The organism is Modestobacter sp. SSW1-42 (assembly GCF_046635825.1).
Taxonomy (GTDB): Bacteria; Actinomycetota; Actinomycetes; order Mycobacteriales; family Geodermatophilaceae; genus Modestobacter.
In genome coordinates, this window is record NZ_JBISCA010000001.1 from 343111 (window position 1) to 366417 (window position 23307).

At 75.4% G+C, this 23307-nt stretch carries 26 protein-coding genes and 1 pseudogene; 8 read left to right on the top strand and 19 right to left on the bottom strand.

The features are described from left to right. Positions 1-74: 74 nt before the first annotated feature. Entirely contained in the window at positions 75-1628 is a 1554-nt protein-coding gene (locus ACGBYP_RS01705; protein WP_411581537.1) for an MFS transporter, read from the bottom strand. 78 nt (positions 1629-1706) lie between these two features. Between ACGBYP_RS01705 and ACGBYP_RS01710 the strand changes: the two genes are divergently transcribed. Together ACGBYP_RS01710 and ACGBYP_RS01715 are read left to right on the top strand one after the other, a co-directional pair. Then, positions 1707-2300 carry a TetR/AcrR family transcriptional regulator gene (locus ACGBYP_RS01710; protein ID WP_411581538.1) on the top strand — a complete coding sequence of 198 codons (594 nt, stop codon included), beginning with the start codon at positions 1707-1709 and terminating at the stop codon, positions 2298-2300. A 131-nt stretch (positions 2301-2431) separates the two neighbouring features. Further along, on the top strand, positions 2432-2590 hold the full coding sequence (locus ACGBYP_RS01715) for a hypothetical protein (protein WP_411581539.1): 159 nt from the start codon (positions 2432-2434) through the stop codon (positions 2588-2590). Between the two features lie 11 nt (positions 2591-2601). Here ACGBYP_RS01715 and ACGBYP_RS01720 read toward each other — a convergent pair whose 3' ends face one another. Beyond that, positions 2602-3834 (bottom strand): DUF2786 domain-containing protein, encoded by a 1233-nt coding sequence (locus ACGBYP_RS01720; protein WP_411581540.1) that lies wholly within the window; start codon positions 3832-3834, stop codon positions 2602-2604. 89 nt (positions 3835-3923) lie between these two features. Beyond that, complete coding sequence (purT, locus tag ACGBYP_RS01725; RefSeq protein WP_411581541.1) at positions 3924-5114, bottom strand: formate-dependent phosphoribosylglycinamide formyltransferase; 1191 nt, start codon at positions 5112-5114, stop codon at positions 3924-3926. Between the two features lie 67 nt (positions 5115-5181). Here purT and ACGBYP_RS01730 point away from each other — a divergent pair, with 67 nt between their 5' ends. From ACGBYP_RS01730 to ACGBYP_RS01740, 3 genes are all read left to right on the top strand, one after another. Beyond that, positions 5182-5964, top strand: a complete 783-nt coding sequence (locus tag ACGBYP_RS01730) for an isocitrate lyase/phosphoenolpyruvate mutase family protein (RefSeq protein ID WP_411581542.1) — start codon at positions 5182-5184, stop codon at positions 5962-5964. A 91-nt stretch (positions 5965-6055) separates the two neighbouring features. Next, the gene (locus ACGBYP_RS01735; RefSeq protein WP_411581543.1) at positions 6056-7234 is read left to right on the top strand and encodes an acyl-CoA dehydrogenase family protein; all 1179 of its coding nucleotides are present in this window, start codon (positions 6056-6058) and stop codon (positions 7232-7234) included. Positions 7235-7362: 128 nt separating this feature from the next. Further along, the gene (locus ACGBYP_RS01740) at positions 7363-8067 is read left to right on the top strand and encodes a response regulator (RefSeq protein WP_411581544.1); all 705 of its coding nucleotides are present in this window, start codon (positions 7363-7365) and stop codon (positions 8065-8067) included. 76 nt (positions 8068-8143) lie between these two features. On the opposite strand, the gene ACGBYP_RS01745 is transcribed toward ACGBYP_RS01740, so the two are convergent. The 9 genes from ACGBYP_RS01745 to ACGBYP_RS01785 form a co-directional block, all read right to left on the bottom strand. Beyond that, positions 8144-9019, bottom strand: coding sequence for a response regulator (locus tag ACGBYP_RS01745; RefSeq protein ID WP_411581545.1), 876 nt, complete (start codon positions 9017-9019; stop codon positions 8144-8146). Beyond that, positions 9013-9459, bottom strand: coding sequence for a hypothetical protein (locus ACGBYP_RS01750; protein WP_411581546.1), 447 nt, complete (start codon positions 9457-9459; stop codon positions 9013-9015). The genes ACGBYP_RS01745 and ACGBYP_RS01750 overlap by 7 nt, the downstream gene beginning before the upstream one ends. Continuing rightward, entirely contained in the window at positions 9456-10091 is a 636-nt protein-coding gene (locus ACGBYP_RS01755; protein ID WP_411581547.1) for a signal peptidase I, read from the bottom strand. The genes ACGBYP_RS01750 and ACGBYP_RS01755 overlap by 4 nt, the downstream gene beginning before the upstream one ends. A gap of 57 nt (positions 10092-10148) precedes the next feature. Then, positions 10149-10745: a TasA family protein gene (locus ACGBYP_RS01760; RefSeq protein WP_411581548.1), complete on the bottom strand. Its 597-nt coding sequence runs from the start codon at positions 10743-10745 to the stop codon at positions 10149-10151. Positions 10746-10870: 125 nt separating this feature from the next. Continuing rightward, entirely contained in the window at positions 10871-12295 is a 1425-nt protein-coding gene (locus ACGBYP_RS01765; RefSeq protein ID WP_411581549.1) for a sensor histidine kinase, read from the bottom strand. Continuing rightward, positions 12292-12678 carry a response regulator gene (locus tag ACGBYP_RS01770; protein ID WP_411581550.1) on the bottom strand — a complete coding sequence of 129 codons (387 nt, stop codon included), beginning with the start codon at positions 12676-12678 and terminating at the stop codon, positions 12292-12294. Before ACGBYP_RS01770 ends, ACGBYP_RS01765 begins: the two co-directional genes overlap by 4 nt. A 193-nt stretch (positions 12679-12871) precedes the next feature. Next, positions 12872-13504, bottom strand: coding sequence for a DUF3618 domain-containing protein (locus ACGBYP_RS01775; protein WP_411581551.1), 633 nt, complete (start codon positions 13502-13504; stop codon positions 12872-12874). 18 nt (positions 13505-13522) lie between these two features. Further along, positions 13523-14140, bottom strand: coding sequence for a phage holin family protein (locus ACGBYP_RS01780; RefSeq protein ID WP_411581552.1), 618 nt, complete (start codon positions 14138-14140; stop codon positions 13523-13525). Beyond that, complete coding sequence (locus tag ACGBYP_RS01785; protein ID WP_411581553.1) at positions 14137-14958, bottom strand: hypothetical protein; 822 nt, start codon at positions 14956-14958, stop codon at positions 14137-14139. The genes ACGBYP_RS01780 and ACGBYP_RS01785 overlap by 4 nt, the downstream gene beginning before the upstream one ends. A gap of 354 nt (positions 14959-15312) precedes the next feature. Here ACGBYP_RS01785 and ACGBYP_RS01790 point away from each other — a divergent pair, with 354 nt between their 5' ends. Further along, on the top strand, positions 15313-16173 hold the full coding sequence (locus ACGBYP_RS01790; RefSeq protein WP_411581554.1) for a siderophore-interacting protein: 861 nt from the start codon (positions 15313-15315) through the stop codon (positions 16171-16173). 21 nt (positions 16174-16194) lie between these two features. Here ACGBYP_RS01790 and ACGBYP_RS01795 read toward each other — a convergent pair whose 3' ends face one another. The 5 genes from ACGBYP_RS01795 to ACGBYP_RS01815 all read right to left on the bottom strand — a co-directional run bounded on the left by ACGBYP_RS01795 (position 16195) and on the right by ACGBYP_RS01815 (position 19343). Then, entirely contained in the window at positions 16195-16860 is a 666-nt protein-coding gene (locus ACGBYP_RS01795; protein ID WP_411581555.1) for an NADPH-dependent F420 reductase, read from the bottom strand. A gap of 52 nt (positions 16861-16912) precedes the next feature. Then, positions 16913-17848, bottom strand: coding sequence for a neutral zinc metallopeptidase (locus tag ACGBYP_RS01800; protein ID WP_411581556.1), 936 nt, complete (start codon positions 17846-17848; stop codon positions 16913-16915). Then, a complete protein-coding gene (locus ACGBYP_RS01805) occupies positions 17845-18489 on the bottom strand; it encodes an SIMPL domain-containing protein (protein WP_411581557.1) in 645 nt (214 codons plus the stop codon). The genes ACGBYP_RS01800 and ACGBYP_RS01805 overlap by 4 nt, the downstream gene beginning before the upstream one ends. Positions 18490-18570: 81 nt before the next feature. After that, positions 18571-18927 carry a hypothetical protein gene (locus tag ACGBYP_RS01810; protein WP_411581558.1) on the bottom strand — a complete coding sequence of 119 codons (357 nt, stop codon included), beginning with the start codon at positions 18925-18927 and terminating at the stop codon, positions 18571-18573. After that, positions 18924-19343 carry a TetR/AcrR family transcriptional regulator gene (locus tag ACGBYP_RS01815; protein ID WP_411581559.1) on the bottom strand — a complete coding sequence of 140 codons (420 nt, stop codon included), beginning with the start codon at positions 19341-19343 and terminating at the stop codon, positions 18924-18926. The genes ACGBYP_RS01810 and ACGBYP_RS01815 overlap by 4 nt, the downstream gene beginning before the upstream one ends. 93 nt (positions 19344-19436) lie before the next feature. On the opposite strand from ACGBYP_RS01815, the pseudogene ACGBYP_RS01820 reads away from it, so the two are divergent. Both ACGBYP_RS01820 and ACGBYP_RS01825 read left to right on the top strand, forming a co-directional pair. Beyond that, positions 19437-19882, top strand: a pseudogene (locus ACGBYP_RS01820) (nitroreductase family deazaflavin-dependent oxidoreductase). Further along, a complete protein-coding gene (locus ACGBYP_RS01825) occupies positions 19786-20715 on the top strand; it encodes an SDR family NAD(P)-dependent oxidoreductase (RefSeq protein ID WP_411581560.1) in 930 nt (309 codons plus the stop codon). Before ACGBYP_RS01820 ends, ACGBYP_RS01825 begins: the two are co-directional and overlap by 97 nt. A gap of 2 nt (positions 20716-20717) precedes the next feature. On the opposite strand, the gene ACGBYP_RS01830 is transcribed toward ACGBYP_RS01825, so the two are convergent. Continuing rightward, entirely contained in the window at positions 20718-22265 is a 1548-nt protein-coding gene (locus ACGBYP_RS01830; protein ID WP_411581561.1) for an FUSC family protein, read from the bottom strand. A gap of 69 nt (positions 22266-22334) precedes the next feature. Next, positions 22335-23306: an aldo/keto reductase gene (locus tag ACGBYP_RS01835; protein ID WP_411581562.1), complete on the bottom strand. Its 972-nt coding sequence runs from the start codon at positions 23304-23306 to the stop codon at positions 22335-22337. Position 23307: the final 1 nt, after the last annotated feature.

Sequence of the window (23307 nt, forward strand, 5' to 3'; positions counted from 1 at the left end):
TCATCGTCTGGCCCCCCGCACCAGCGTTGGTGCGGGGGGACAGTCGTAGGTGGGGGAGGACGGCGTCCGGTCGGTCAGCTGACCGCCACCGGGGGCACCGGGACGGGAGCGGCCTCGGCAGTGCGGTGCTGGGCGGGCAGGAGGGCGAGCACGACGAGCGCGCCGACTGCCGAGGTCGCGGCGCAGACCCACGAGCCGGCGCTCACGCCGTCGAGGAACGACTGCTGGACGGCGACCGCGGCCTCACCCGGCACCGACCCGGCGACCGCGAGGCCGGCGAACACCGAGTCGGCGGCGGTCGCGGCGGCCTCGGCGGGGGCGCCGGCGCCGGTCAGCCCGTCGACCACCGCGGGGCCGTAGACGGTGCTCAGCACCGAGCCGACGACGGCGACACCCAGCGTGCCGCCCACCTCGCGGACGGTGTCGTTGACCGCGGACCCCGCGCCGGCCTCCGCGCTGCGCAGCGCGCCCATCACCGCCTCGGTCGCGGGGCCGGTGACCAGGCCGAGGCCCGCGGCCATGAGCACCATCGAGACCACGATCCGGCCCCAGTAGGCCGACTCCAGCGTGCTGCCGGCGGCGACCACGAAGCCCGCGGCCATGGTGAGCAGCCCGGCGGCGACGACGAGCTTGGTGCCCACCGCCCGCAGGGCCAGGATCGCCAGCGGGCTGACCGGGGCGATGACGAGGGCGAAGGGGAGCGTGGCCAGGCCGGCGGTCAGGGTGCCGTAGCCACGCACCGCCTGGAAGTACTGGGTGATCAGGAAGATGAACCCGAACAGGCTGAAGAAGGCCAGCGCGATGGCGCCGCTGCCCACCGAGACCCGGCGGTCGGTGAACAGCCGGACGTCGAGCATCGGGGCCGGCCGGTGCAGCTCCCAGACGACGAAGGACGCCAGCGCGGCGACCGCGGCCAGGTAGCCGCCCACCGTGGCCGCCGAGGACCAGCCGCGGTCCGGCGCCTCGATCGTGGTGAGCACGAGCAGCCCGATGCCGGCGATGGAGGCGGCGGCCCCGACGAGGTCGAAGCGGCGCGGCCGGGGATCGGCGGACTCGGTGAGCAGGACCCGGCCCGCGACGACGGCGACCGCGGCCAGCGGCAGGTTGACCAGGAACACCGACCCCCAGGCGAAGTGCTCGAGCAGTAGGCCGCCGCTCACCGGCCCGATCGCGACCGACAGGCCGGTGACCGCCGACCAGATGCCGATGGCGGTGGCGCGCTCGCGCCGGTCGGTGAAGGTCGAGACCAGCAGGGCCAGCGTGGCGGGGTAGACGGCCGCGGCGCTCACGCCCATCGCGACCCGGCCGGCGACGAGCTGGGTGGTGGTGTCGGCGGTCGCGGCCAGCACCGAGGTGGCGGCGAACAGGACCAGCCCGACCTCCAGCACCCGCCGGCGGCCGAACCGGTCGCCCAGTGCGCCGCCGAGCAGGAGCAGCGCGGCGAACGCGAGCGTGTAGCCGTCGACGACCCACTGCAGGTCGCTGGTGGTGGCCGACAGCTCGCGGCCGATGGTCGGCAGCGCGACGTTGACGATCGTGTTGTCGACGCTGACCAGCAGCACCGACAGGCACAGGGCGAGGAGGACCCACCACCGACGGGTGGCGGGCGGAGCGACGGGGACGGTCACGGTGGCCTCCGCGGGTAGAACGATGTGCCACAACAGTAGAACAGCGTTCTAGGTAAGGTCAACGGGGAGGATGGGGACGTGACGAGGAGCAGCGCGGGCGGGCGGACGCCGAGCCGGGCGGTGGAGCAGGCGCTGGTCGACGCCGCCGAACGGGTGCTGGTGCGCGACGGGCTCGCCGGCCTCACCGTGCGCGCGGTCGCCACCGAGGCCGGGGTGGCCCCGATGGGCGTCTACAACCGGTTCGGCAACAAGGACGGGCTGCTCGCCGCCGTGCTGGCCCGCGGGTTCGACGGGCTGGCCGCGGCCACCAGCGAGGACCAGGACGTCGACCCCACCGCCCGGTTGCGCGCCTGCGGGCGCAACTACCGCCGGTTCGCCCTCGCCCATCCCCAGCACTACGCGGCGATGTTCGGGCCGGGGCTGTCGATGGCCGCCCCCACCGAGGAGCTCATCGACCGGGCCGGCGCCGCGTTCACCGCACTGGTGGACCGGGTGCGGTACGGCATGGACCGGGGGGCGCTGCGCCCCGGCGACCCCCGCGAGACCGCGCAGCTGATCTGGAGCTCGGTGCACGGCGCGGTGAGCCTCGAGCTCAGCGGCGTGCTGCAGACCGCCGACCCCGCGGCGAACTACGAGGCGCTGCTGCAGATGCTGCTCGACGGGCTGCGCTGACCCCGCGCACCTCACCCCTGCGGGTGGGGTCCGCGCCGATCGCGCGCCGGTGCTCCAGCACCCGCGCCGGTCTGCCGACTCCTCTCCCACGACGAAAGGGGCCGGTCATGATGACCTTGGCGTGCACTGCAGTGGCGAGGGCGGGTCTGTCGGCGACGACGGCGTCGCTGGACGAGTCCTCGGCCGACCAGCTGATGTTCGTGGCCGGCTGGATCACGACCGCGGTCGACCTGGCCCACCAGGCGACGCTGATCGCCGAGCTCGGCTCCTCCTTCGACGTCCTCCTGTAACCGCCGGGCGGTCAGCCCGGGAGTGCCCGCTGGCCGGTGCCCAGGTCGGCGGCGTCGGCCGCCTGGCGGCCGGCGTGCCAGCCCGCCGCGTCGACGGCCCGGCCGGTGCGCTTGCGCAGCCGGGGGAACAGCTCGCCGACCAGCCGGTCGACGGCCTGCTCCCGCTCGGCGAGCGCCGGCAGCAGCGCCGACCCGTAGGTGGCCATCGCCGCGGTGGTCGCCGCCTCCCGGGCGCTCTCCAGCCGCTCGCCGATGCGCTGGGCGAACGCGTAGAGGAACCCGCGGCGGTAGGCCGTCGACCGCACGCGCGTGCCGCCGGCCTGCGCGGCCGCGGTCAGCGCCCGGTCGGCCTGCAGCAGCAGCGAGGCCACCAGCAGCTCGACCAGGTCCAGGTCGTCGGCCGCCCCGACGAGCGTGGCCATCCCGAACGCCGGCAGCAGCACCACGCGCACGCCGTTCGCCGCGCCCACCGCCTGCACCACCGCGGCCCGGGCGTCGACGTGCGGGTCCTGCAGGTGCAGCCGCCGGGCGACCACCGACGAGGCCGCCCCGCCGGGCTGCCGGGCCAGCACCGCGGTGTCGATCCGGTGCCGCGCCATCAGCGACTGGGCCTTGGCGCTGAGCGCCTCGGCCTCCTCGGGGAAGTCGGTGGACTCCGCCTTGGCCAGCAGTGCCCGCACCCGGCCCACGAGCTTCGGGTCGACGCCCGGGTCGATGTCGACCTCGGCGCGGGTGTCGGCCGACCAGGCCGAGGGCGGGGCGAGCAGCTGCTCCAGCGGCGGCAGCTCGCGGACGACGCCGAGCACCCGCAGCACGTCGCGCCAGCCGCTGGCTGCGTCGACGCCCTCGCCACGCCACCACTCGGCGACCGAACCGGCCGTGCCCTCCAGGCCGGACAGCTGGGCGGTCCACGCCGCCGGTGCCCGGTCGGTGGCCGCCGCGGCATCGGCCCGGACCAGTGCGGCGACCAGTCGGCCGCCGCGCTGGTTGGTGCGCCGGCGCACGGCGTGCACGACGTCGGCCGGCTGCCAGCCCGCCTCCCACAGGAAGGGCAGCAGCGGCGCCAGTGCGCGCTGGGCGTGCCCGTCGGTGTCGACGCCGTCGTCCAGGGCGGTCAGCCGGCGCACCAGCGGGTCGAGCTCGGCGGCCTGGACGCCGGGCTGCCCGGCCAGCCGGGAGCCCGCGACCAGCAGCAGCGGGATCGGGTCCTGACTGATCGGGTCCTCCTGGGTGCGGCGGGGCATGCGGTGATCGTCCCCGGCGCCGGCGGACGGCGGGGCCGTGAGGTGAGGGCTGTGGAACCGGCCCCCGGCTGGGGACGGTGGCGAGCGCGTCAGGCGCGCGGGTGCACCCGCGCGGCGGCGTCCCGGGCGGTGGCCCGCGCGGTGTCGACGTCCTCGGCCCGGGCCAGCGCCACGCCCATCCGGCGGCGGGGGGAGCTCTCGGGCTTGCCGAACAGTCGCAGGTCGACGCCCGGCAGGGCGAGGGCGTCGTCCACGCCGTCGAAGGTGGTGCCGGCGGCCTCGACGCCGCCGTAGACGACGGCCGAGGCGCCGGGGTTGCGCAGTGCGGTGTCGACCGGGAGGCCGAGCAGGGCGCGGGCGTGCAGCTCGAACTCGTCCTGCCACTGGGTGGTCATGGTGACCATGCCGGTGTCGTGCGGGCGCGGGCTGACCTCGGAGAACCAGACGTCGTCGCCGCGGACGAACAGCTCGACGCCGAACAGGCCCAGCCCGCCGAGGTCGGCGGTCACGGCGGCCGCGATGGCCTGCGCGCGGTCCAGCGCGACGGGGGACATGGGCTGGGGCTGCCAGCTCTCCACGTAGTCGCCGGCCTCCTGGCGGTGCCCGATCGGCGCGCAGAAGCCGGTGACGGTCTCCCCGGCACGCACCGAGCGCACGGTGAGCAGGGTGATCTCGTAGTCGAAGTCGACGAACCCCTCGACGATGACGCGGGTGCCGGCGACCCGGCCGCCGGCCATCGCGTACTGCCAGGCGCCCTCGACGTCGTCCGGGCCGTCGAGCTTGCTCTGCCCCTTGCCCGAGCTCGACATGACCGGCTTGACCACGCACGGGAAGCCGACCTCGGCGGCCGCGGCCCGCAGCTCCTCGAGCGAGTCGCAGAAGCGGTAGGCGCTGGTGGGCAGCCCGAGGGTCTCGGCGGCGAGCCGCCGGATGCCCTCGCGGTCCATGGTCAGCTGCGCCGCGCGCGCGGTCGGGACGACGCGCACCCCCTCGGCCTCCAGCTCGACCAGCGTGCCGGTGGCGATCGCCTCGATCTCGGGGACGACGACGTCGGGGCGCTCGGCCTCGATCAGTGCGCGCAGCTGGTCGGGGTCGCTCATGGTGATCGTGCGGGCGGCGTGGGCGACCTGGTGCCCGGGGGCGTCGGCGTACCGGTCGACGGCGATGGTCTCCACGCCCAGGCGCTGCAGTGCGATCAGCACCTCCTTGGCCAGCTCGCCGCTGCCCAGCAGCATCACGCGGGTGGCCGAGGGAGACAGTGGGGTGCCCAGGGAGACCATGCGCCCAGGCTAGAGACACCCCCGGCGCGGCCTCGTGGCGTCTGCGGGGGTCCGGCAGGCTGGGGCCGTGACCGACCTCGCCACGCGCGCCCGCACCCTCCTCGACCTGCACACCGCGCCGGAGATCCTGACGCTCACCAACGTCTGGGACGTCGTGTCGGCCACCGTCGTCGCCGGCACGCCCGGGGTGCGTGCCCTGGCCACCGCCAGCCACTCGATCGCGGCCACCTTCGGCTACGAGGACGGGAAGGACATCCCGCTCGGGCTGCACCTGGACATGGTCGGCCGCATCGTCGCCGCCGTCGACGTGCCGGTGACCATGGACTTCGAGGCCGGCTACGGGGACGCGGGGGAGACCGCGCGCCGCGCGATCGAGGTCGGCGTCGTCGGAGGCAACCTCGAGGACCGGATGAGGCCGCTGGACGACGCGGTCGCCGCGGTCGAGGCCGTGCTGCGCGCCGGCCGGGACGCCGGGATCGACTTCGTGCTCAACGCCCGCACCGACGCCTTCCTCCAGGCCGGGCCGGACGCCGACCGGGCGGCGGTGCTCGCCGAGGCGACCACCCGCGGCCGGGCGTTCCTGGAGGCCGGGGCGCCGGTCGTGTTCGTGCCCGGTGTCGTCGCCCGGGACGAGATCGCCGCCCTGGCCGAGGCGTTCGGGCCCCGCCGGCTGACGGTGATCAGCGTGCCGGGGGCCTCCCTGCCGGCCCGCGAGCTGCAGGAGCTGGGCGTCGCCCGGGTCTCCACCGGCCCGTTCACCCAGCGGGTGGCGCTGACCGCGCTGCAGGACGCGGTCACCGCGATGGTCGGCGGCGGCACCCTGCCCGAGGGGACGCGCTCCCTGAACTGAGGGAGGACGTGCCGGCAGCCTCTTGTTACCGAGGGGTAACTTCGTCATCATCGAGCACGACGTCGACGATGACGAGAGAGAAGGCGCTGCCATGACCGCCGACCAGCTGCCCGCGGACTTCTTCGCGTTCCAGTTGCTGCTGACCGAGGGCGAGCAGAAGGAGCTCGTGGCCCTCCGCGAGTTCCTCGCCGCCGAGGTGCAGCCGCGGGTCAACGCCGCCTGGGCCGCCGCCGAGTTCCCGATGGACCTCATCCCGCGCTTCGTGGACGCCGACCTCGTCGGCCGCTCCTACGAGTACGAGGGCCGCCCGCGGATCTCCCGGCTGCTGGAGGGCTTCCAGGCCATGGAGCTGGCCCGGGTCGACCCGTCGATGGCCACCTTCTTCGGCGTGCACAACGGCCTGGCGCTCGGCTCGCTGATGCTGCTGGGCTCCGCCGAGCAGCAGGCCCGGTGGGTACCCGCCATGCGCCGCATGGAGAAGATCGGCGCCTTCGGGCTGACCGAGCCGCTGGGCGGCTCCGACGTCGCCCGCGGCATGCGCACCACCGCCCGCCGCGACGGCGACGAGTGGGTGCTCGACGGTGCCAAGCGCTGGATCGGCAACGGCACCTTCGCCGACGTCCTGGTGGTCTTCGCCCGCGACGTCGCCGACGACCAGGTGAAGGGCTTCCTGGTCGAGAAGGGGACGCCGGGCTTCTCCGCCGCCAAGATCGAGGACAAGTTCGCCCTCCGCACCGTGCAGAACGCCGACCTCACCTTCACCGACTGCCGCATCCCGGCGTCGGCGAAGCTGGAGAACTGCAACAGCTTCCGCGACGTCAACAAGGTGCTCAAGGAGACCCGCGCGGGCGTGGCCTGGGCCGGGGTGGGCTGCCAGGTCGGTGCCTACGAGGTCGCGGTCCGCTACGCCAAGGAGCGGGAGCAGTTCGGCCGGCCGATCGGCGGCTTCCAGCTGGTCCAGGACCTGCTGGCCCGGATGCTGGGCAACATCACCGCCAGCATCGGCATGACCGTCCGCGTCTCCCAGCTCCAGGAGGACGGGCTGCTGCGCGACGACCAGGCGGCGCTGGCCAAGAGCTACGTCACCAGCCGCGGCCGGGAGACCGTCGCCTGGGCCCGCGAGCTGCTCGGCGGCAACGGGATCGTGCTCGAGCACGACGTCATCCGGTTCTTCGCCGACGCCGAGGCGCTCTACTCCTACGAGGGCACCCGGGAGATGAACACCCTCATCGTCGGCCGCTCCATCACCGGCCTCAGCGCCTTCGCCTGAGGGCGGGCGCCGGGTCCCTCACCCCTCGGGGTGACGGACCCGGCGGCCGGGTGGGGATCCGGTGGCGCGGTGACGATGACCTGGGTGGACGCCACCGCGGCGTGCCGCAGGTGTCGTGTGGAGGGGTCGTGCCGGGTCAGTCCGTGCTCGTGGTCGAGGACACCGACGAGATCCGTGAGCTCGTGGTCACCGTGCTGCGCCGCGCCGGCATGGACGTCCGGGAGGCCGTCTCGGGGGCCGGGTGCCTGGCCGAGGTGCGCCGTGAGGCGCCGGACGTCGTCGTCCTGGACCTGGGGCTGCCCGACGCCGACGGCACCGAGGTCTGCCGGCAGCTGCGCGCCGAGACCGACTGCTACGTCCTGATGCTCACCGCCCGCGCCGAGGAGGTCGACCTGCTCATCGGGCTGGCCGTCGGCGCGGACGGCTACATGGCCAAGCCCTTCTCCCCGCGCGAGCTCGTGGCGCGGGTGCAGACCATGCTGCGCCGGCCGCGGACGGTCCCCGTCCCCGAGCCGCGCGCCCCCCTCGAGGACAGCGTCCAGCGGCTGGCCGAGCTCGAGGTGGACCCCGACAGCCGTGAGGTGCGGGTGGACGGCGCGGCCGTCGACCTGACCCGCACGGAGTTCGACCTGCTCGCCGCCCTCGTCGCCCGGCCCGGCCGGGTGCTGCAGCGGGAGACCCTGCTGCGCGAGGTCTGGCAGACGGACTGGGAGGGCAACCTGCGCCTCGTCGAGGCGCACATGTCCAACCTCCGCCGGAAGTTGACGGCGGCCGGGCTGCAGAGCCCGGAGATCAGGACGGTGCGTGGAGTGGGCTACCGGCTGGTGGCCTAGACGCACCTGCTGCATCCGACGGACGGCCCGGCCCCGCAGGGGACCGGGCCGTCTGTCGTGTCGTGCCCGGGCCGGGCTACTGCCCGGCGGGGCGGCGGTGGGCGGCGAACCGGCCGACCGCGGCGTCGGCGGCCTGCGCGAGGAGGTCGGTCGCCGCGCCGGCGGACAGCGCGGCCACCGACCGGGCGCGCCGGTCGGCCGTGGCGCGGCGGCGGTCGCGGGCACCGCGGGGCTCGGCGCGGTCGCCGTGCCGGGTGCCGGGGGCGCGGCGGCGGTCGGCGACCCGGCGCTCGACGCCGGCCAGCCCGGCCAGCTGGGAGACCCGGGCGTGGGCCAGGACGCCGCGGCGGGCGTCGGCGGCGATGGCCTGGCAGACGTCGGCGACCTCGGGGTGGCCGAGCTGACCGGAGGTCCCGGCCAGGGTGAACGCCGCGTCGGCCAGGGCCTGCGGGTCACCGGCGCGGGCACCGCGGTCGATGGCGGAGAACCGGCCGGGCAGGGCCGCGTCGTAGACCGCCTGCAGCCGCTCGGTCAGCTCGTCGTCCTGGTCGGCGTCGTGCAGGTCGTCGGCGTCGACCAGCGCGGTCGGGGCCCCGGTGCCGCGGCGGGCGACGAGGTCCAGCAGCAGCCGGACGTCCAGCGGCGCGGTCAGGCAGGCGAGGGCACCGGCCGCGGCGGCCGCGGCGCGCAGCTCGGCGGTGGGCTCGGGGGCGACCACCAGGAAGCGGGCGGTGCTCCCGGCGCTGCGCAGGTCGGACAGCAGCGCGGGGCCGGAGGCGGCGCCCAGCACGGTGCCGGCGGTGACGACCAGGTCGACGGCGAGCGCGGCGCTCAGCCAGCGGGCGTCCTCGGCGTCGCCGGCCTCGTGGACGCCCCAGCCGGCCAGCTCGAGCAGGCCGGTGACCTGGGCGCGGGCGGCGGGCGACTCGTCGATCACCAGTGCGGTCAGCACGTCAGGGCTCCTGTCTGGGCGGTGGTGGAGGTCCAGCCGTAGCTGGTGAGGGTGGTGATCCTGACCCGGGCGCCCTGGGCGCGCGCGGCGTCCTCGCTCTGCGAGACGCTCGTCGTGGTGGCCGGGACGGTGCCGACCGGGTAGGTCGTCCCGTCGGCCAGCAGCGCGGAGATCCGGTAGCCGGTGACCCCGCGGGTGGCGCTGGGGGTCCAGCTGACCGTGGCGTGCATCGTCCGGGTCGAGTACCAGCCGGAGGTGGTGGTGGTGCAGCGCGTCCCGGCGGTGGAGAGGTCCGCCGGCGGGGCGACGGTGGTGGTCGCGGCGGTGACCGGCAGCGTGGTCGTCACGGTGAACGCGGCCTGGGCGGCGGGAGCGCCCAGGCCCAGGACGACGGCGGCGGGGACGGCGACCAGGAGTGCGCGCCGGCGCAGGCGGGTCACGCGTCGCCGTCCGGGGTGCGCTCGCCCTCGGCCGGGGCGGTGGGGCGCCAGATCGACAGCAGCAGCCAGCCGGCCAGCAGGGCCGGGGCGCCGTACAGGAGCGCCTGGCCGACCACCGGGGTGCGCAGCGCCTGGATCACGTGGCCGAGCTCGGGCACGACCGCCTGCACCTGCCAGGCGGTGTCGCCCTGCAGCTGGGCCTTCCAGGGGTCGGCCGACTCGTTGGCGTCGCCCTTGGTCTGCACGGTGACGGTGCCGTCGGCGGCGGTCTCGACGGCGATGACCCGGTGGGTGACGAGGTGGTGGTCGTCGATCGGGATGTGGTACGCGATGACCATGCCCTCGGTGACCTCGGACACCGGCAGCGGCGTCACGACCTGGACGTCCCCCACGTCGATCGTGCCGGTCATGCTCCCGGTCAGCATGGTCATGGTGCGGTAGCCGAACACGTGCGGCCCGACGGCCAGCAGGCCGAAGGCCAGGACGGCGGCGGTGACCACCAGGCGGACCGACCAGCGCAGGACCAGGGCGACCGCGCGCGTGCCCAGGCCGGCGGACAGCCGCGGCGTCTGGGTCAGCTGCCGCGCCGGACGGAACGTGGGGGCGAAGTCCGTGGCGAGTGCGGTGGTCATCGGGGGTCCTCTCGGGCGTGCGTCAGGCTGGTCGGGCGGGTGGTCGGGGCCGCGAGGTCAGCGGTTGGTGCCGGTCTTCTGCGTGCCGGTGAAGACCAGGCTCAGGACGCTGGACTTGCCCTGGAACTCGTTGCCGGCGGCGGCCGGGAGGGTGAGCTTCACCAGCAGGTTGTCGGTCTTGTAGGCGGTGGTGCTGGTCAGGTTGGTCAGCGTGACGGCGTCCCGGGCGGCGATCGGGGCGAGCACGGTGGCGGTGGTGCCGGCGCAGGTGTTGTCGGTGGCCCAGGCGACGGAGCAGGAGTCGATCGACAGCTTCAGGCCGTTGACCTTGTCGGTGTCGAGCACGCTGGAGGTCGGGGCGGTGACCGCGAGGCCGATGGCCGACATGTCCAGCGCGCCGCTGTTGGCCAGCTGGACCCGGGTCGAGACGGAGTCGCCGGGGACCAGGTCCTTGCCGCCCATGGTCAGGCCGTTGGCGCCGGTGAGGTCCAGCGACAGGGTGCCGGAGGAGACCGAGGCGGCCAGCGGGGCGGTGCTGTCGGTGAAGGAACCGAAGGTGCCCATGCCGGCGACGGCGGCGGCGGCACCGATGACGCCGAGCGAGCCGAGGACCTTGCGGGCGTTGCGGCTGCGGGTGGTGGTGGCGGCGGTCATGGCTGCGTCTCCTCTGGAGTCCCGTGTCGGCGGGTGCTCCCGGCGACAGGTACGACTCTGGAGACCGATCCGCAGGCCACCCGCCAGCGTTCCGCAAGAAACCCGCAAGAACGGGGCCGGGCCGGCTAGAGCGGGAGGGTGAGGGTGAACGTCGTGCCGCGGCCCTCGGCGCTCTCGACGTCCAGGGTGCCGCCGTGCGCGGTGGTGATGGCCTTGGTGATCGTCAGGCCCAGCCCGACCCCCGGGACGGCGTTGCGCCGTGCGGTGGAGGCGCGGAAGAAGCTGGTGAACAGCTGGCCCTGCTCGCCGCTGGGGATGCCGACGCCGGTGTCGCTGACCGACAGCAGCGCCACCGGCGCGCGACCGAGGCCGGCCACGTCGGTGGTCGTGCCATCGGCGTCCCGCCAGGCGCGGCGCAGCCGCAGGGTGACCCGTCCGCCGGACGGGGTGAACTTGACCGCGTTGGACACCAGGTTGTCGCAGGCCTGCCCGAGCCGGAGCGCGTCGCCGCGGGCGACCAGGCCCCCGGCGGGCACCTCCACGGCCACGTCGACCCCGCGGGCGGCGGCGGTGACCCGGGCGGTGTCCTCCGCGGCGCGCACGATCGTGGCCAGGTCGACGTCCTCGGGGGTGAGGGTGAGCCGGCCGGCGTCGACCTGGGCGGTGAACAGCAGGTCGCCGACCAGCCGCAGCAGCCGCTGGGCGTTGCGCTCGACGATGCCCAGGTACTGGCGGTGGTCGGCGGGCAGCGGCTGCTCCTCGTCGTCCATGACCAGCTCCAGGTAGCCCAGCACCGAGGCCAGCGGCGTGCGCAGCTCGTGGGAGATGAGGCTGACGAACTGGTCCTTGAGCCGCTCGGTGGCCCGCACCTCGGTCATGTCGGTGCCGACGAAGTTCCAGCCGGCCATCTCGCCCTCGTCGTCGGTGCGCGGGGTGATCGCGACCGACACGGTCAGCCGGCGGCCGTCGGCGGTCAGGTAGGTCCAGTCCCGGACGTCGCTGCCGCGCTCGCGCGCTCCGCGCACGAGCGCGGCGAACCGGGCGGCGGACCCCTCGCCGGTGCCGGCCTCGGCGTCCAGCTCCTCGAGGGCGTGGAAGTCGGTGATCGGGCGCAGCCGGACGACGTCGGCGCGGGGGAGCCCGAGCATCCGCTCGGCGCCGGGGTTCCACACCCGCACGAGCCCGTCGCGGTCGGTGCCGATGATCGACTGCTCGGTCACGGCGTCGATCACGCTGGTCATGGTCTGCGCGCGGGCCCGCATCATCCGGGTGGCGACCTCGAGGTCCTCGGCGGTCGACCGGCCGCGGGTGACCAGGTCGCGACGCTGGGCCTCCAGCTCCTCGGCGGCGGTGAGCAGCCGGTGCAGCCGCCGCGCCAGCTCGCCGGTCGCGGCCAGCACCGCCACCGCGGCGAGGACGGCCGGCGCCAGCGGTGGCCGGCCGAGCAGCACCACGACGCCGGCGAGGGCGACGCCGGCCAGTGCGGTGGACACCGCGCGGCCCGGCGCGGGCACCGGCTGCACCTGCATCGGGTGGGCCGGCGCGGTCACGTCGGGGTCCCGGCGGTCAGCTGCCGCACCTGGGCGACCAGGCCGGCGACCGTGAAGGGCTTGGGCAGGTAGGCGTCGGCCCCGGCGGCCAGTCCGGCGGCGACGTCGTCGGGGGAGGCGCCGGCCGACAGCAGCAGCACCCGGCACCCGGCGGTGCCCGGGTCGGCGCGCAGCGCGGCGCAGACCTCCAGGCCGGTGGCCTCGGGCATCGAGACGTCGAGCACGACCAGGTCCGGCCGCTCGGTCCGGGTGGCGGCGAGCGCCTGCGCACCGTCGGCGACCGCGGCGACCACCGAGCACCCGGCCTTTCGGACGGCCAGGGTCACGAGCAGGCGGATGTCCTCCTCGTCGTCGGCCACCAGCACGCGCGCGGGTGCGTCCACGGGGCGCTCTCCTCCGGGTCGTGGCGTCGCCGTCCCGGTCGGGGACGGAGTCCGTCCCGTCGGGGAACGGCGCGCGACGGCCGGAGCTGGAGCAGGCCCCGGGCAGCGGTCACCCGGGCAGGTGATCCGGACCCGGACACACGTCGGGCCCCGGTGCGGTGTGCACCGGGGCCCGACGGGGACTGCGGGTGGATCAGGCGGACGCGTGACCCTGCACGGTCTGCTTGGCGTCCTGGGCCGTGCCCTGGACGTCCTGCGCGGCGGACTGGCCCTCGGACTTGACCGTCTGGACACCGTCCTGCGCGGTCGCCTTGACCGACTGCACGGCCTCCTGGGCGGCGGGCTTGAGGTTGTCGCCGATCTCCTGCGCCACGTTCTTGGCCTGGTCGACCAGCGGCTGGGAGTGGTCCTTCACGGCGGTCTCGGCCTGCTGGGCCAGCTGCTTCTCCTTCTCGCTGGTGGGCAGCAGGGAGGAGACGAGCCAGCCGACGCCGAAGGCGATCAGCCCGGCGGCCAGGGGGTTGCCCTGCGCCTGGTTCTTGAGCTGGCCGGGAGCCTGCTGCACGGCGCCCATGGCGTCGGAGGCGGCGCCCTGCACGGTGCCGGCGGCGTTGTGGGCCGCCCCACCGGCGTGGTTGCCGGTCTCGTGGGCCGCGCCGAAGACGCGGTCCTTCAGGCCGGAGGCGCTGGTCTTGACCTTGCCCACGCGACGGTCGACCACCCGGGAGGGGTTGACCTTCTCGTTGAGCGCGTCGACCTCGTAGCTGAGGTTGGCGCGGGTCTCCTCGATCTGGCGACGGATGACGTCCGGGTCACTGCTGGTCATGTCGGTCTCCTGTCCGGGTCAGTTGGGCTTGAGAGCGCCGGGGACCTGCTGGAGGGTCTCCACGGTCTGCTCCGGCTTGGGGTTGAGCTGCTTGAGCCTGGAGAAGTCGATCGTCTTGAGCTGCTTGCGGCCCATCGACGCCAGGACGGCGGCTATGACGACCCACAGGACCGTCACGATGAGGGCCGCCAGGCCCGCGTCCATGACGTTCTCCAGGCCCCACCAGATGGCGCAGCTGAGGAAGACGGCGACCATCAGCCCGGCGACGCCGGCGCCGACGAGCATGCCCACGCCCTTGCCGGCCTTGCCGGTCTGCGCCTTGACCTCGGCGGTGGCCTTGTTGGCCTCGGCCTTGATCTCGGCCTTGGCGAGCTCGACCTCCTGGCGCATGAGCGTCGACAGGTCGCGGGTCACCTCGCTGATCAGCGTGCCGACCGAGGTGCCCTCGACGTCGGGGTGCCCGTCAGCGGTCATCGGCTGGTCGTCGAGGTACTGCGCCTGGTTGTGCTGGGCGTCGTACTCACCGGCGTTCGGCGGGGGCGCGTAGCCCGTCGCCCCGCTCTGGGTGTACCCGGTGCTCGGCTGGCCGTAGGGCGTGGCGCCCCCGCCGACCGGGCCACCGGCCGGGTGGCTCACAGCCGCCCCTGACCCGAGGTGCGGGCCGGGTCGTCGAAGCCCTCGGTGGTGCCGGTGGTGCCGGCCGTGCCGTACGGCGGCGGCGGGACGCTGCCGGTGGTGCCCGTGGTGCCGTAGCCCGGGGTGGTGCCCGCGTAGCCGGCGTCGGCGTACGTGGTGTCCGCGTAGCCGGTGACGGTGGTGTCCGTGGCGTAGTTGGTGGTGCCGTAGGACGGGGTGGCCGGCAGCGGCGTGGTGCCCGCGTTGCTCGGGGCGGCGTCCTTGTGGGCGGCCACGACGCCGGTGGTCAGGCGACCGGCGAGGATCCCGGCGACAGCGGCGCCGAAGATGAAGGCGCCGGGACGGCGGCGGGCGAAGTTGCGGGCCTCGACGAGCAGGTCGCCGGGCTCACGCGACTGCAGCCAGGTGGCGAGCTCCTCGACCTTGTCACCGGCCTGGCTGACCAGGTCGGCGGCGGGGCCGGTGGGGGTCTCGCCGCCCTGCACCATGGTGCGCAGCTGCTGGGCGATGTCGGTCAGCCCCTGGCTGGCCTTCTGCTGACCGGTGCGGGCCTGCTCCTGGAGCTGGCTGGTGACCTGGGTGCGGCCCTGGTTGATCAGGTCCTGCGCCTGGCGCTTGGTCTCCTGGGTGACCTGCTTCGCCTGGTCGGCGGCGGTCGAGGCGACCTGGCTGCCGGCCGAGGCGGCGGTCGAGGCGACGTTGCCGGCCTGGTCCTTGGCGACGTCCTTGGTGGACGGGCTGCCCGTGGACGGGGTGCCGGTCACGTTCGTCGCGCCGCTCTGGGCTGAGGGCGTCGGGGTGTCGATGGAGTGCGTCATCGTTCCTCCTCGTCGTGCATGGGCGGTACGTGGACTGTGCAGAACTGGGCATCCGTGCCCGGTGGTCCACCGGCCGCTCCAGGGCATGCCCCATCGCCGGACCGCAGGGACCGGGTGCAGGTGCTGGAGCGGGACGGCGCGTGCGCCGCGAGGCTCCGCGGCGCTGACACTGGGGGGTTCCACCGTGGCCTCGGTGGGACGCCGTTCCGTTGGAGTCCTGGTACCCGGCCGTCGCTACGGTGTAAACCGCGAGTTCGATCTTTCGCGATGACGTTCGTGTTCCAGGGAGCGCACGGCCGGCGGGTAGCCTGCGGGCGAAGGCAAGGCTCGCCTTCCTCGGTCAGGAGGTCCGCAGTGAGCAGTCCGACCAGGAGCGGTCCGCGCCGCGCCCGCGTGGCCCGGGTCGGTGAGGTGCTGCGCACCTCCCGCGTGACGCCGCACATGATCCGCGTCGTCCTTGGCGGGGAGGGGCTGACCGGCTTCCCGGCCGGGGAGTTCACCGACCACTACGTCAAGCTGCTCTTCCCGCCCCCCGGTGCGGCCTACGGCGTCCCGTTCGACGTCGAGCAGCTGCGCGCCGAGCTGCCGCCGGAGCAGTGGCCGGTCACCCGCACGTACACGGTCCGCTCGTGGGACGCCGCGGCCGGCGAGCTGACGATCGACTTCGTGCACCACGGCGACACCGGGCTGGCCGGACCGTGGGCCGCGGCCGCGCAGCCCGGTGACCGGATCCAGTTCTTCGGCCCCGGCGGCGCGTACGCACCCAGCCCGGACGCCGACTGGCACCTGCTGGTCGGCGACGAGAGCGCGCTGCCGGCGATCGGCGCGGCGCTGACCCGGCTGCCGGCCGGCGCCCCGGCGCTGGTGGTCGTCGAGGTGGCCGACCGGTCCGAGGAGCAGGCCGACCTCGACCTGCCCGCGGGCGTGGAGGTCGTGTGGGTCCACCGCGGACCGGCGCCGGTGGGGCGGTCGCTGGTCGCCGCCGTCCGCGCGGCGACGCTGCCCGAGGGCACCGGGCACGTGTTCGTGCACGGCGAGGCCGGGCTGGTGCGCGAGCTGCGGCTGCACCTGCGGGCCGAGCGGGGGCTGGACCCGGCGTTCACCTCGATCTCCGGCTACTGGCGCCAGGGCCGCACCGAGGACCGCTGGCAGGCCGAGAAGCCGGAGTGGAACGCCGAGGTCGAGGCGGCCGAGCAGGCGCTCGCGGCCGGCTGACCGGCCGCGGGCGCCGGCGGCTCACATGTCGCGGTAGCGCTTCGCGGAGTCGGTGGCGGCCCGCAGGCCGGCGGCGTCGAGCGGCACGCCGTAGCCGGGGGTGTCCCGCTGGATGCGCCAGCCCTCGGCGAGCGGGCCGAGGTCGACGGTGTCGAAGCCGATCGCGTCGATGAAGGCGACCACGGCGGCCTTGGCTGCCTCGTCGTCCCCGGCGACGGCGAGGGCGCGGCGGTGCGGTGTCCCGGCCGGGGTGCCGGCCGTGGGGATGTCGGCGGCGCCGATGTGGTTGAACGCCTTGACCACCCGTGAGGTGGGCAGGTGGGCCTGCAGCAGCTCCGCGGTGGTCGTCGACTCGTCGTCGAGCTCGGCGATCTGGCCGTCGCGCTGGGGGTAGTAGTTGTTCGTGTCGATCACGACCTTGCCGGCCAGCGGCTCGACCGGGACGTCGGGGACGGCGGTGAGCGGGATGGTCACCACCGCGAGGTCGGCGGCGGCGGCCGCGCCGGCGGAGGTGTCGGCGCGCACCTCGCCCCGTCGGCCGGGCCGCTGCTCGAGGGCGGCCACCAGGTCGGTGAGCGTCTCCGGGCCGCGGGAGTTGCTGATCACGACGTCGTGACCGGCGTCGAGGGCTGCCTGGGCGAGGGCGGTGCCGATGTGGCCGGCGCCGATGATGCCGAGAGTCGTCATGCCCGTCGACAACCCGGCGGGGGCCCGGCGGCTTCCCCCGCGTGTCCGGTGCTCAGCCCAGGTCGTCGGTGGCGAAGGTGTCGCACTGGCTCGGGTCGCCGGTGGAGTAGCCGGTGCTGAACCACCGCTGCCGCTGCTCCGACGAGCCGTGCGTGAAGGACCCCTCGTCGACGGTGCCCCCGCCCAGGTTCTCCTGGATGAAGTCGTCGCCGATGCGCCCGGCGGTGTCCAGGGCGCGGGTGACGTCGTCGTCGGTGATGTCGACGATGAGCGGCTGTCCGGTCTCGTCGGGGACCGTCTCGGCGTGGTCGGCCCAGGTGCCGGCGAAGCAGTCGGCCTGCAGCTCCAGGCGGACGCTGCCGCTGGTCGGGCCGGCGTCGCCGGGCTGCACCTGCCGGTTGATGCCGAGCAGGTTCTGCACGTGGTGGCCGTACTCGTGGGCGAGCACGTACGCGTTGACGAACGCGCCGCCCTCGGCCCCGAACCGGGTCTGCAGGTCGTCGAAGAAGGTGAGGTCGATGTAGACCAGCGAGTCGCCGGGGCAGTAGAAGGGGCCCGTGCCGCTGGTGGCCCCGCCGCACGCGGTCTGCACCTGGTCGGAGAAGAACACGGTGTCGGCCGGCTGGTAGTCCGCGCCCAGCGTGGCGCCCCAGTAGTCCTGGATGGAGTCGATGCTGGCGACGACGGCGCACTCCGCGGAGGTGTTGGCGTCGGCCACCTCGTCGCAGGAGGCGGCGAGCTCGCTGTTGTCGAACGCGCTCCCGGCGCCCTGCCCGGCGTCGAACCCGCTGAAGCCGCCGATCGGGGGTGTGCCGCCGCCCCCGCCGCCACCGAGCACCTGGAACAGCACGACGACGATCAGCCCGACGACGCCGAGCCCGCCGCCGCCGACCGCCAGGCCGCGGCCGCCACCCAGGCCACCGCCGCCACCGCCCCGCCGGTCCTGGACGCCGGAGGTGTCCAGCCGGCCGCTCTCGCGGAACCTCATCGGGTGAAGACCTCCTGGTCGGGGACGGACATCGTGAACGTGGCCTCGACCTGCCCGTGCACCTCCTGCGGTGCCGGCTGCAGGTCCAGTCGGGGGCTGCTCTCCGCCAGGGCGAAGCGGGCCGGGCCGCCGCCGTGGGTGTCCACGTCGCGCACCTCGACCAGTCCGGTGAGCCGGCAGCCCAGCGCCGCAGCGTAGGCCCGGGCCCGGGCCACCGCGTCGGCGACCGCCTCGCCGCGCACCTGCTGGTGCACCGGGTGCCCGCGGCTGACCCGCCAGTGCGGTCCGTGCAGCGCGGTGTCCGGCAACGTCGCGACGGCCACCGCCAGCTCTCCGGCCGCGGCGACGTCGGCCATCCGCACCCGGGTGGTGGTCACGGCGACGTGCCCGCTGACCCGGCTGCCGTCACCGGCCTCCGGGTAGACGGCGACGGTGTCGGTGGCCACCCCGGCCAGGTCACCGCGGGCTGCCTCGAGCAGGTCGGTGAGCGACTGCTGCCGCTCGGCCAGCCGGGTCAGCGCGGTGTCGCGGCGGCGGTCGCGGACCTCGACGGTGACGGTCAGGTCGGCGGCGTCGGGCAGCACCTCGGCGACGGCCTCGCCGCGGACGACGACGCGGGGTGCGGCGGGTGCCGGCTGCACGGGGGCCTCCTCGTGGTGCGTCGTCCGGCGGGGTCCCGGAGCACTCTGCCGTCGTCCCGCTCCGGCCGCACCCCGGCGGCGTCACCGCCGGGTCAGGGCACGCTCCACCCGCTCGGCGACGGCGCGGGCGTCGTCCACCCCGAGCACCAGCCGCCGGTACCGCTCGCCGGTCAGCTCGACCACGACCGCCTGTTGCGAGGCGCGGAGGTTCCAGAAGACCCGCGCGCCGTCCTTGCGGTAGCTGCCGGCGGTGATCACCCGGGGCACGTGCGTGCCCGGGGAACGGATGCCGGCGGACTCGCGGCCCACCCCCGGGTCGGCGGTCGCGCCCCGCACGTGGGCCAGTGGGACGGTGATCCGGCGGCGCAGCGCCCAGAAGCGGTCCAGGCCCTGCATCGTGACGACGAGCTCGTCCCCGACGATCTCGACAGCGGTCATGTCTCCTCCTGCGGACGGGTGGCACGACGGACGAGGTGCTCGCCGAGCAGCCGGGCGAGTGCAGCCTCGGGCTGCTCGCCGGTGCCGGACGGCAGCTGGGACCGCAGGGCGACCAGCCCGCGGTGCACGAGGGTGGCGGCCTCGGCGTCCACCGGTGCGCGCTCGACCGCCGCACGCAGCAGCAGCGTGAGGTCGGTCTCGGGAGCGGCGGGGTGGTCCAGGGTGTCGACGTGCTCGCGCAGCACCCGCAGGTACAGGGCGCGCTTGCTGCCGAACGTCGAGTACAGCGATCCGCGGTGGACGCCCAGCCGCTGCACCAGGTCGTCGATGCTGGTGCCCTCGTAGCCGAGCTCGGCGAACAGCCCGCCGGCGCGCGCCACCGCGACCTCCTCGTCGAAGCTCCGCGGCCGGCCCATGCGACGACCGTAGCGGTACTTGACCGGTCGTTCAAGAACGAACGGTCGGCAACGTGTCGCGCGGGCGCCGGACGGGCGTCCTAGGGTCGGGGCATGCCTCTCGACGGTGAGTACGTCCCCAGCCCGGAGCAGTGGGTCCGCGACCAGGTCGAGCTCTACGAGCGCACCGGCGGGCGCGAGGGCAACACCCTGCCGGGCCGCACCGAGCCGGTGGTGGTGTTCACCACGCGCGGGGCCAAGAGCGACAAGTCCGCAAGAACCCGCTGATGCGGGTGGAGCACGACGGCGTCTACGCGATGGTCGCCTCGCAGGGCGGCGCGCCGACCCACCCCACCTGGTACCACAACCTCAAGGCGCACCCCGACCAGGTCACCGTGCAGGACGGCGAGACGGTGATCGACGGCGTGGCGCGCGAGGTGACCGGCGAGGAGAAGGCCGTCTGGTGGGAGCGGGCCGTGGCGGCCTACCCCGACTACGCCGACTACCAGGCGAAGACCGTGCGGGAGATCCCCGTCTTCGTCGTCGAGCGCGCGAGCTGAGCACCCCGGACGGGCCGGTCGTCGTCGTCACCGGGGCCAGCGACGGCATCGGGGCGGCGGCCGCCCGCCGGCTGCACCGGGCCGGGGCGCAGGTCGTGGTGGTCGGCCGGTCGCCGGAGAAGACCGCGGCCGTCGCCGCCGAGCTCGACGGCGCCCGGGCGCTGACCGCGGACTTCGCCCGGCTCGACGACGTCCGGCGGCTCGCCGCGCAGCTGGCCGAGCTGCCACGGATCGACGTGCTGGCCGACAACGCCGGCGCCTCGTTCCCGCGCCGCGAGCTCACCGTCGACGGGCACGAGCGCACCTTCCAGGTCGACCACCTGGCGCCCTACCTGCTCACCCGGCTGCTGGAAGCGCAGCTGCGCGCGAGCCGGGCCCGGGTGGTGACCACGTCGTCGTTCGCGCACTGGGGCGGGGTCACCCGGCGCGGTCACCTGGCCGGGGCCGTGCAGTCGCGCCCGCCCTACCTGGCCACCCGCGCCTACGCCCGGGCCAAGTGGTGCAACGTCCTGTTCACCCGCGAGCTGGCCCGCCGGTGGGCGCCCGACGTGACCGCCACCTGCTTCGACCCCGGCGGGGTGGCGACCTCGTTCGGCCGGGCCGCGGGCGGGGCCACCGGCTTGCTGTTCCGCAGCCCGCTGGTGGCGTTCCTGCGCACCCCGGCCCAGGGCGCCGACACCCTGGTCTGGCTGGCCACGGCCGCCGACGGCTGGCGCAACGGCGCCCACCACGCCCACCGCAGCCGCACCCTCACGGCGCGCTCGGCGCGGGACGACGTCCGGGCGGCCGAGCTGTGGGAGCTGTCGGCGAGGCTGGTCGGCCTGCCCGCCTGAGCTCAGCGGCCGCCCAGATCGCGGCGGATCCGGACGGCGACCGCCTCGGCGAGGACGTCGTCCGCCCGCGCCCGGGCGCCGAGCAGCGCCCAGCCGAGGTCGGCGACCTGGCGGGAGCGCTGCAGCCAGGCGTCCGCGCCGCGGGCGGAGAACAGCTCGGCCCGCGCGGCGGTGGCCACGTCGGTGAGCGCGACCAGCTCGTCGTGCAGCTCCCGGTCGGCGCCCGCCCCGGCCGGGGCGCGGACCGCGGCGACCGCCCGGTCGGCGGTGGCGGTGACCGCCCGGGGGAGCCGCCGGCTGCCGGCCCGCGGGAAGAGCAGCAGCCCGACGGCCAGCGCGACCGCCATGCCCAGCACGGTCTCCTCGATCCGCGCCGCGATCAGCGTCGACTCCGGGGCGCCGGGCGCGCCCAGGTGCACCAGCAGCAGCGACACCGGGGTCAGGCAGGTGACGGCGAGGACGTACTGGGAGGCGATGAGCAGCTCGACGCCCACCAGCAGGACGGCGACCAGCACGACGGTGACCGCGGTCGGTGGCTGCACCGCGAAGACGAGCGCGGCGATGGCCGTGCCCGCCAGGGTGCCGGTCACCCGGTGGAACGCGCGGGCCCGGGTGTGCCGGGCGTCGGTGCCCAGCAGCACCGCGACCGCCGACGTCGCCGCCCAGTAGGGGCTGGGCAGGCCGGCCGCGGCCGCGACCAGGCCGGCGAGGGCCACCCCGAGGCCGATCCGGGCGGCGGTCTCGGTCCACAGCGGTGCCCGCGGCGGCGCCACCGGTGCCGGCGCGCCGGTCCGGGGACCGGGCGCCGGGTCGACCAGGGGCAGGGCGCGGAAGAAGCGGGCCTCGACGTCGTCGGCGGCCGGCAGCAGCGACGGACGGCGGCGACTGCCCCCGGCGGCCGCGGTGACCGCGACCCGCACCGCCCGGGCGAGGGCGCCGCGCTGGCCGGGGGCGACGCCGGCCTCCGCGCGGGTGACCGCGGCGTCGGCGGCCTGCAGCGCGCGGCGCTCGGGACCGGCCGGGTCCCACAGCCACGGCAGCATCACCACCAGCCAGCTGAGCACGGCGGCCGCGGTCGCGGCCGCCACGTGCTGGGCCACCGCCTCGGCGCTCGACCCCAGCGCGCTGGCGCTGCCGGCGACCAGCACCGGCGGCAGCGCCCCGGGCGGCCCGATCCGCCACACGGCGGTAACCGCGGTGGCCGCCGCGGCGATCAGGCCCAGGGTCCCGGCCAGGACGACGGGGTGCGCGCCGGTCAGCCCGCCGAGGGCGACCGAGGCGACGACGACCAGCGCGACGCCCGCGGAGACCCCGGCGCGGCGGCGGTAGGGGAGGGCGTGGCCGTAGACGGCGGTGAACCCGCCCAGGGCGGCGGCCGACCCGGGACCGGGGTGGCCGAGCGCCAGCCCGAGCGCGAGCGGCACGCCGACGCAGCAGGCCGCCGACAGCGCCCGCCGCCCGTTGGCCGCCCACAGCGTGGCGAGCGGCGGGACCGGCGGGCCGAGCAGGTGCGGGGCGACCCGGCGGAGGGGGGAGGGGGTGCCGGCCACGACGTCCATCGTGACCGACACCCGCCCCCGCCGTCGTGGACGCGGATCACGCCCGGCGCGCGAGCTGCCTCACTGGAAGCCGACCACCGCGTGCGGGGTGTAGGGCTCCTCGAGGGTGGCGATCTCCTCGGGCGTGAGCTGCAGGTCGACCGCGGCGACCGCGTCGTCGAGGTGCCGGTCCTTGGTGACGCCGACGATCGGGGCCGACACCACCGGCTTGCTCAGCACCCAGGCCAGCGCGACCTGCGCCCGCGGGACGCCGCGCGCCTCGGCCACCTGGGCGACCCGCTCGACGATGACCCGGTCCCCGTCGTTGTAGAGCTTGCTGCCGAACTCGTCGGTCTCCGAGCGGTTGGTGGCCTCGTCCCAGTCCCGGGTCAGCCGGCCACGGGCCAGCGGGCTCCACGGGATGACGCCGATGCCCTCGTCGGCGCACAGCGGCAGCATCTCCCGCTCCTCCTCGCGGTTGAGCAGGTTGTAGTGGTCCTGCATCGAGACGAAGCGGTGCCACCCGTGCTCGCCGGCCAGGTGCAGCGCCTTGCTGAACTGCCAGGCCCACATGCTCGAGGCGCCCAGGTAGCGCACCTTCCCCGAGCGGACGGCGGAGTCGAGCGCTTCGAGGGTCTCCTCGATCGGCGTGGCCGGGTCCCAGCGGTGGATCTGGTACAGGTCGACGTAGTCGGTGCCCAGCCGGGTGAGGCTGGCATCGAGCTCGGCGATGATCGCCTTGCGGGACAGTCCGGCGCCGTTGGGGCCCGGCCGCATCCGGCCGTTCACCTTGGTGGCCAGGACGACGTCCTCGCGGTGCGCGAAGTCCTTCAGCGCGCGGCCGGTGATCTCCTCGCTGGAGCCGGCCGAGTAGACGTTGGCGGTGTCGAAGAAGGTGATCCCGGCGGCCAGGGCCTTCTCGATGAGGACCCGGCTCTCGTCCTCGGGGAGGACCCACGGGTGGCCGCCCCTCGAGGCGTCGCCGAAGCTCATCATCCCGAGGCAGATGCGGGACACCTGCAGGCCGGTGGTGCCGAGGCGTGTGTACTCCATG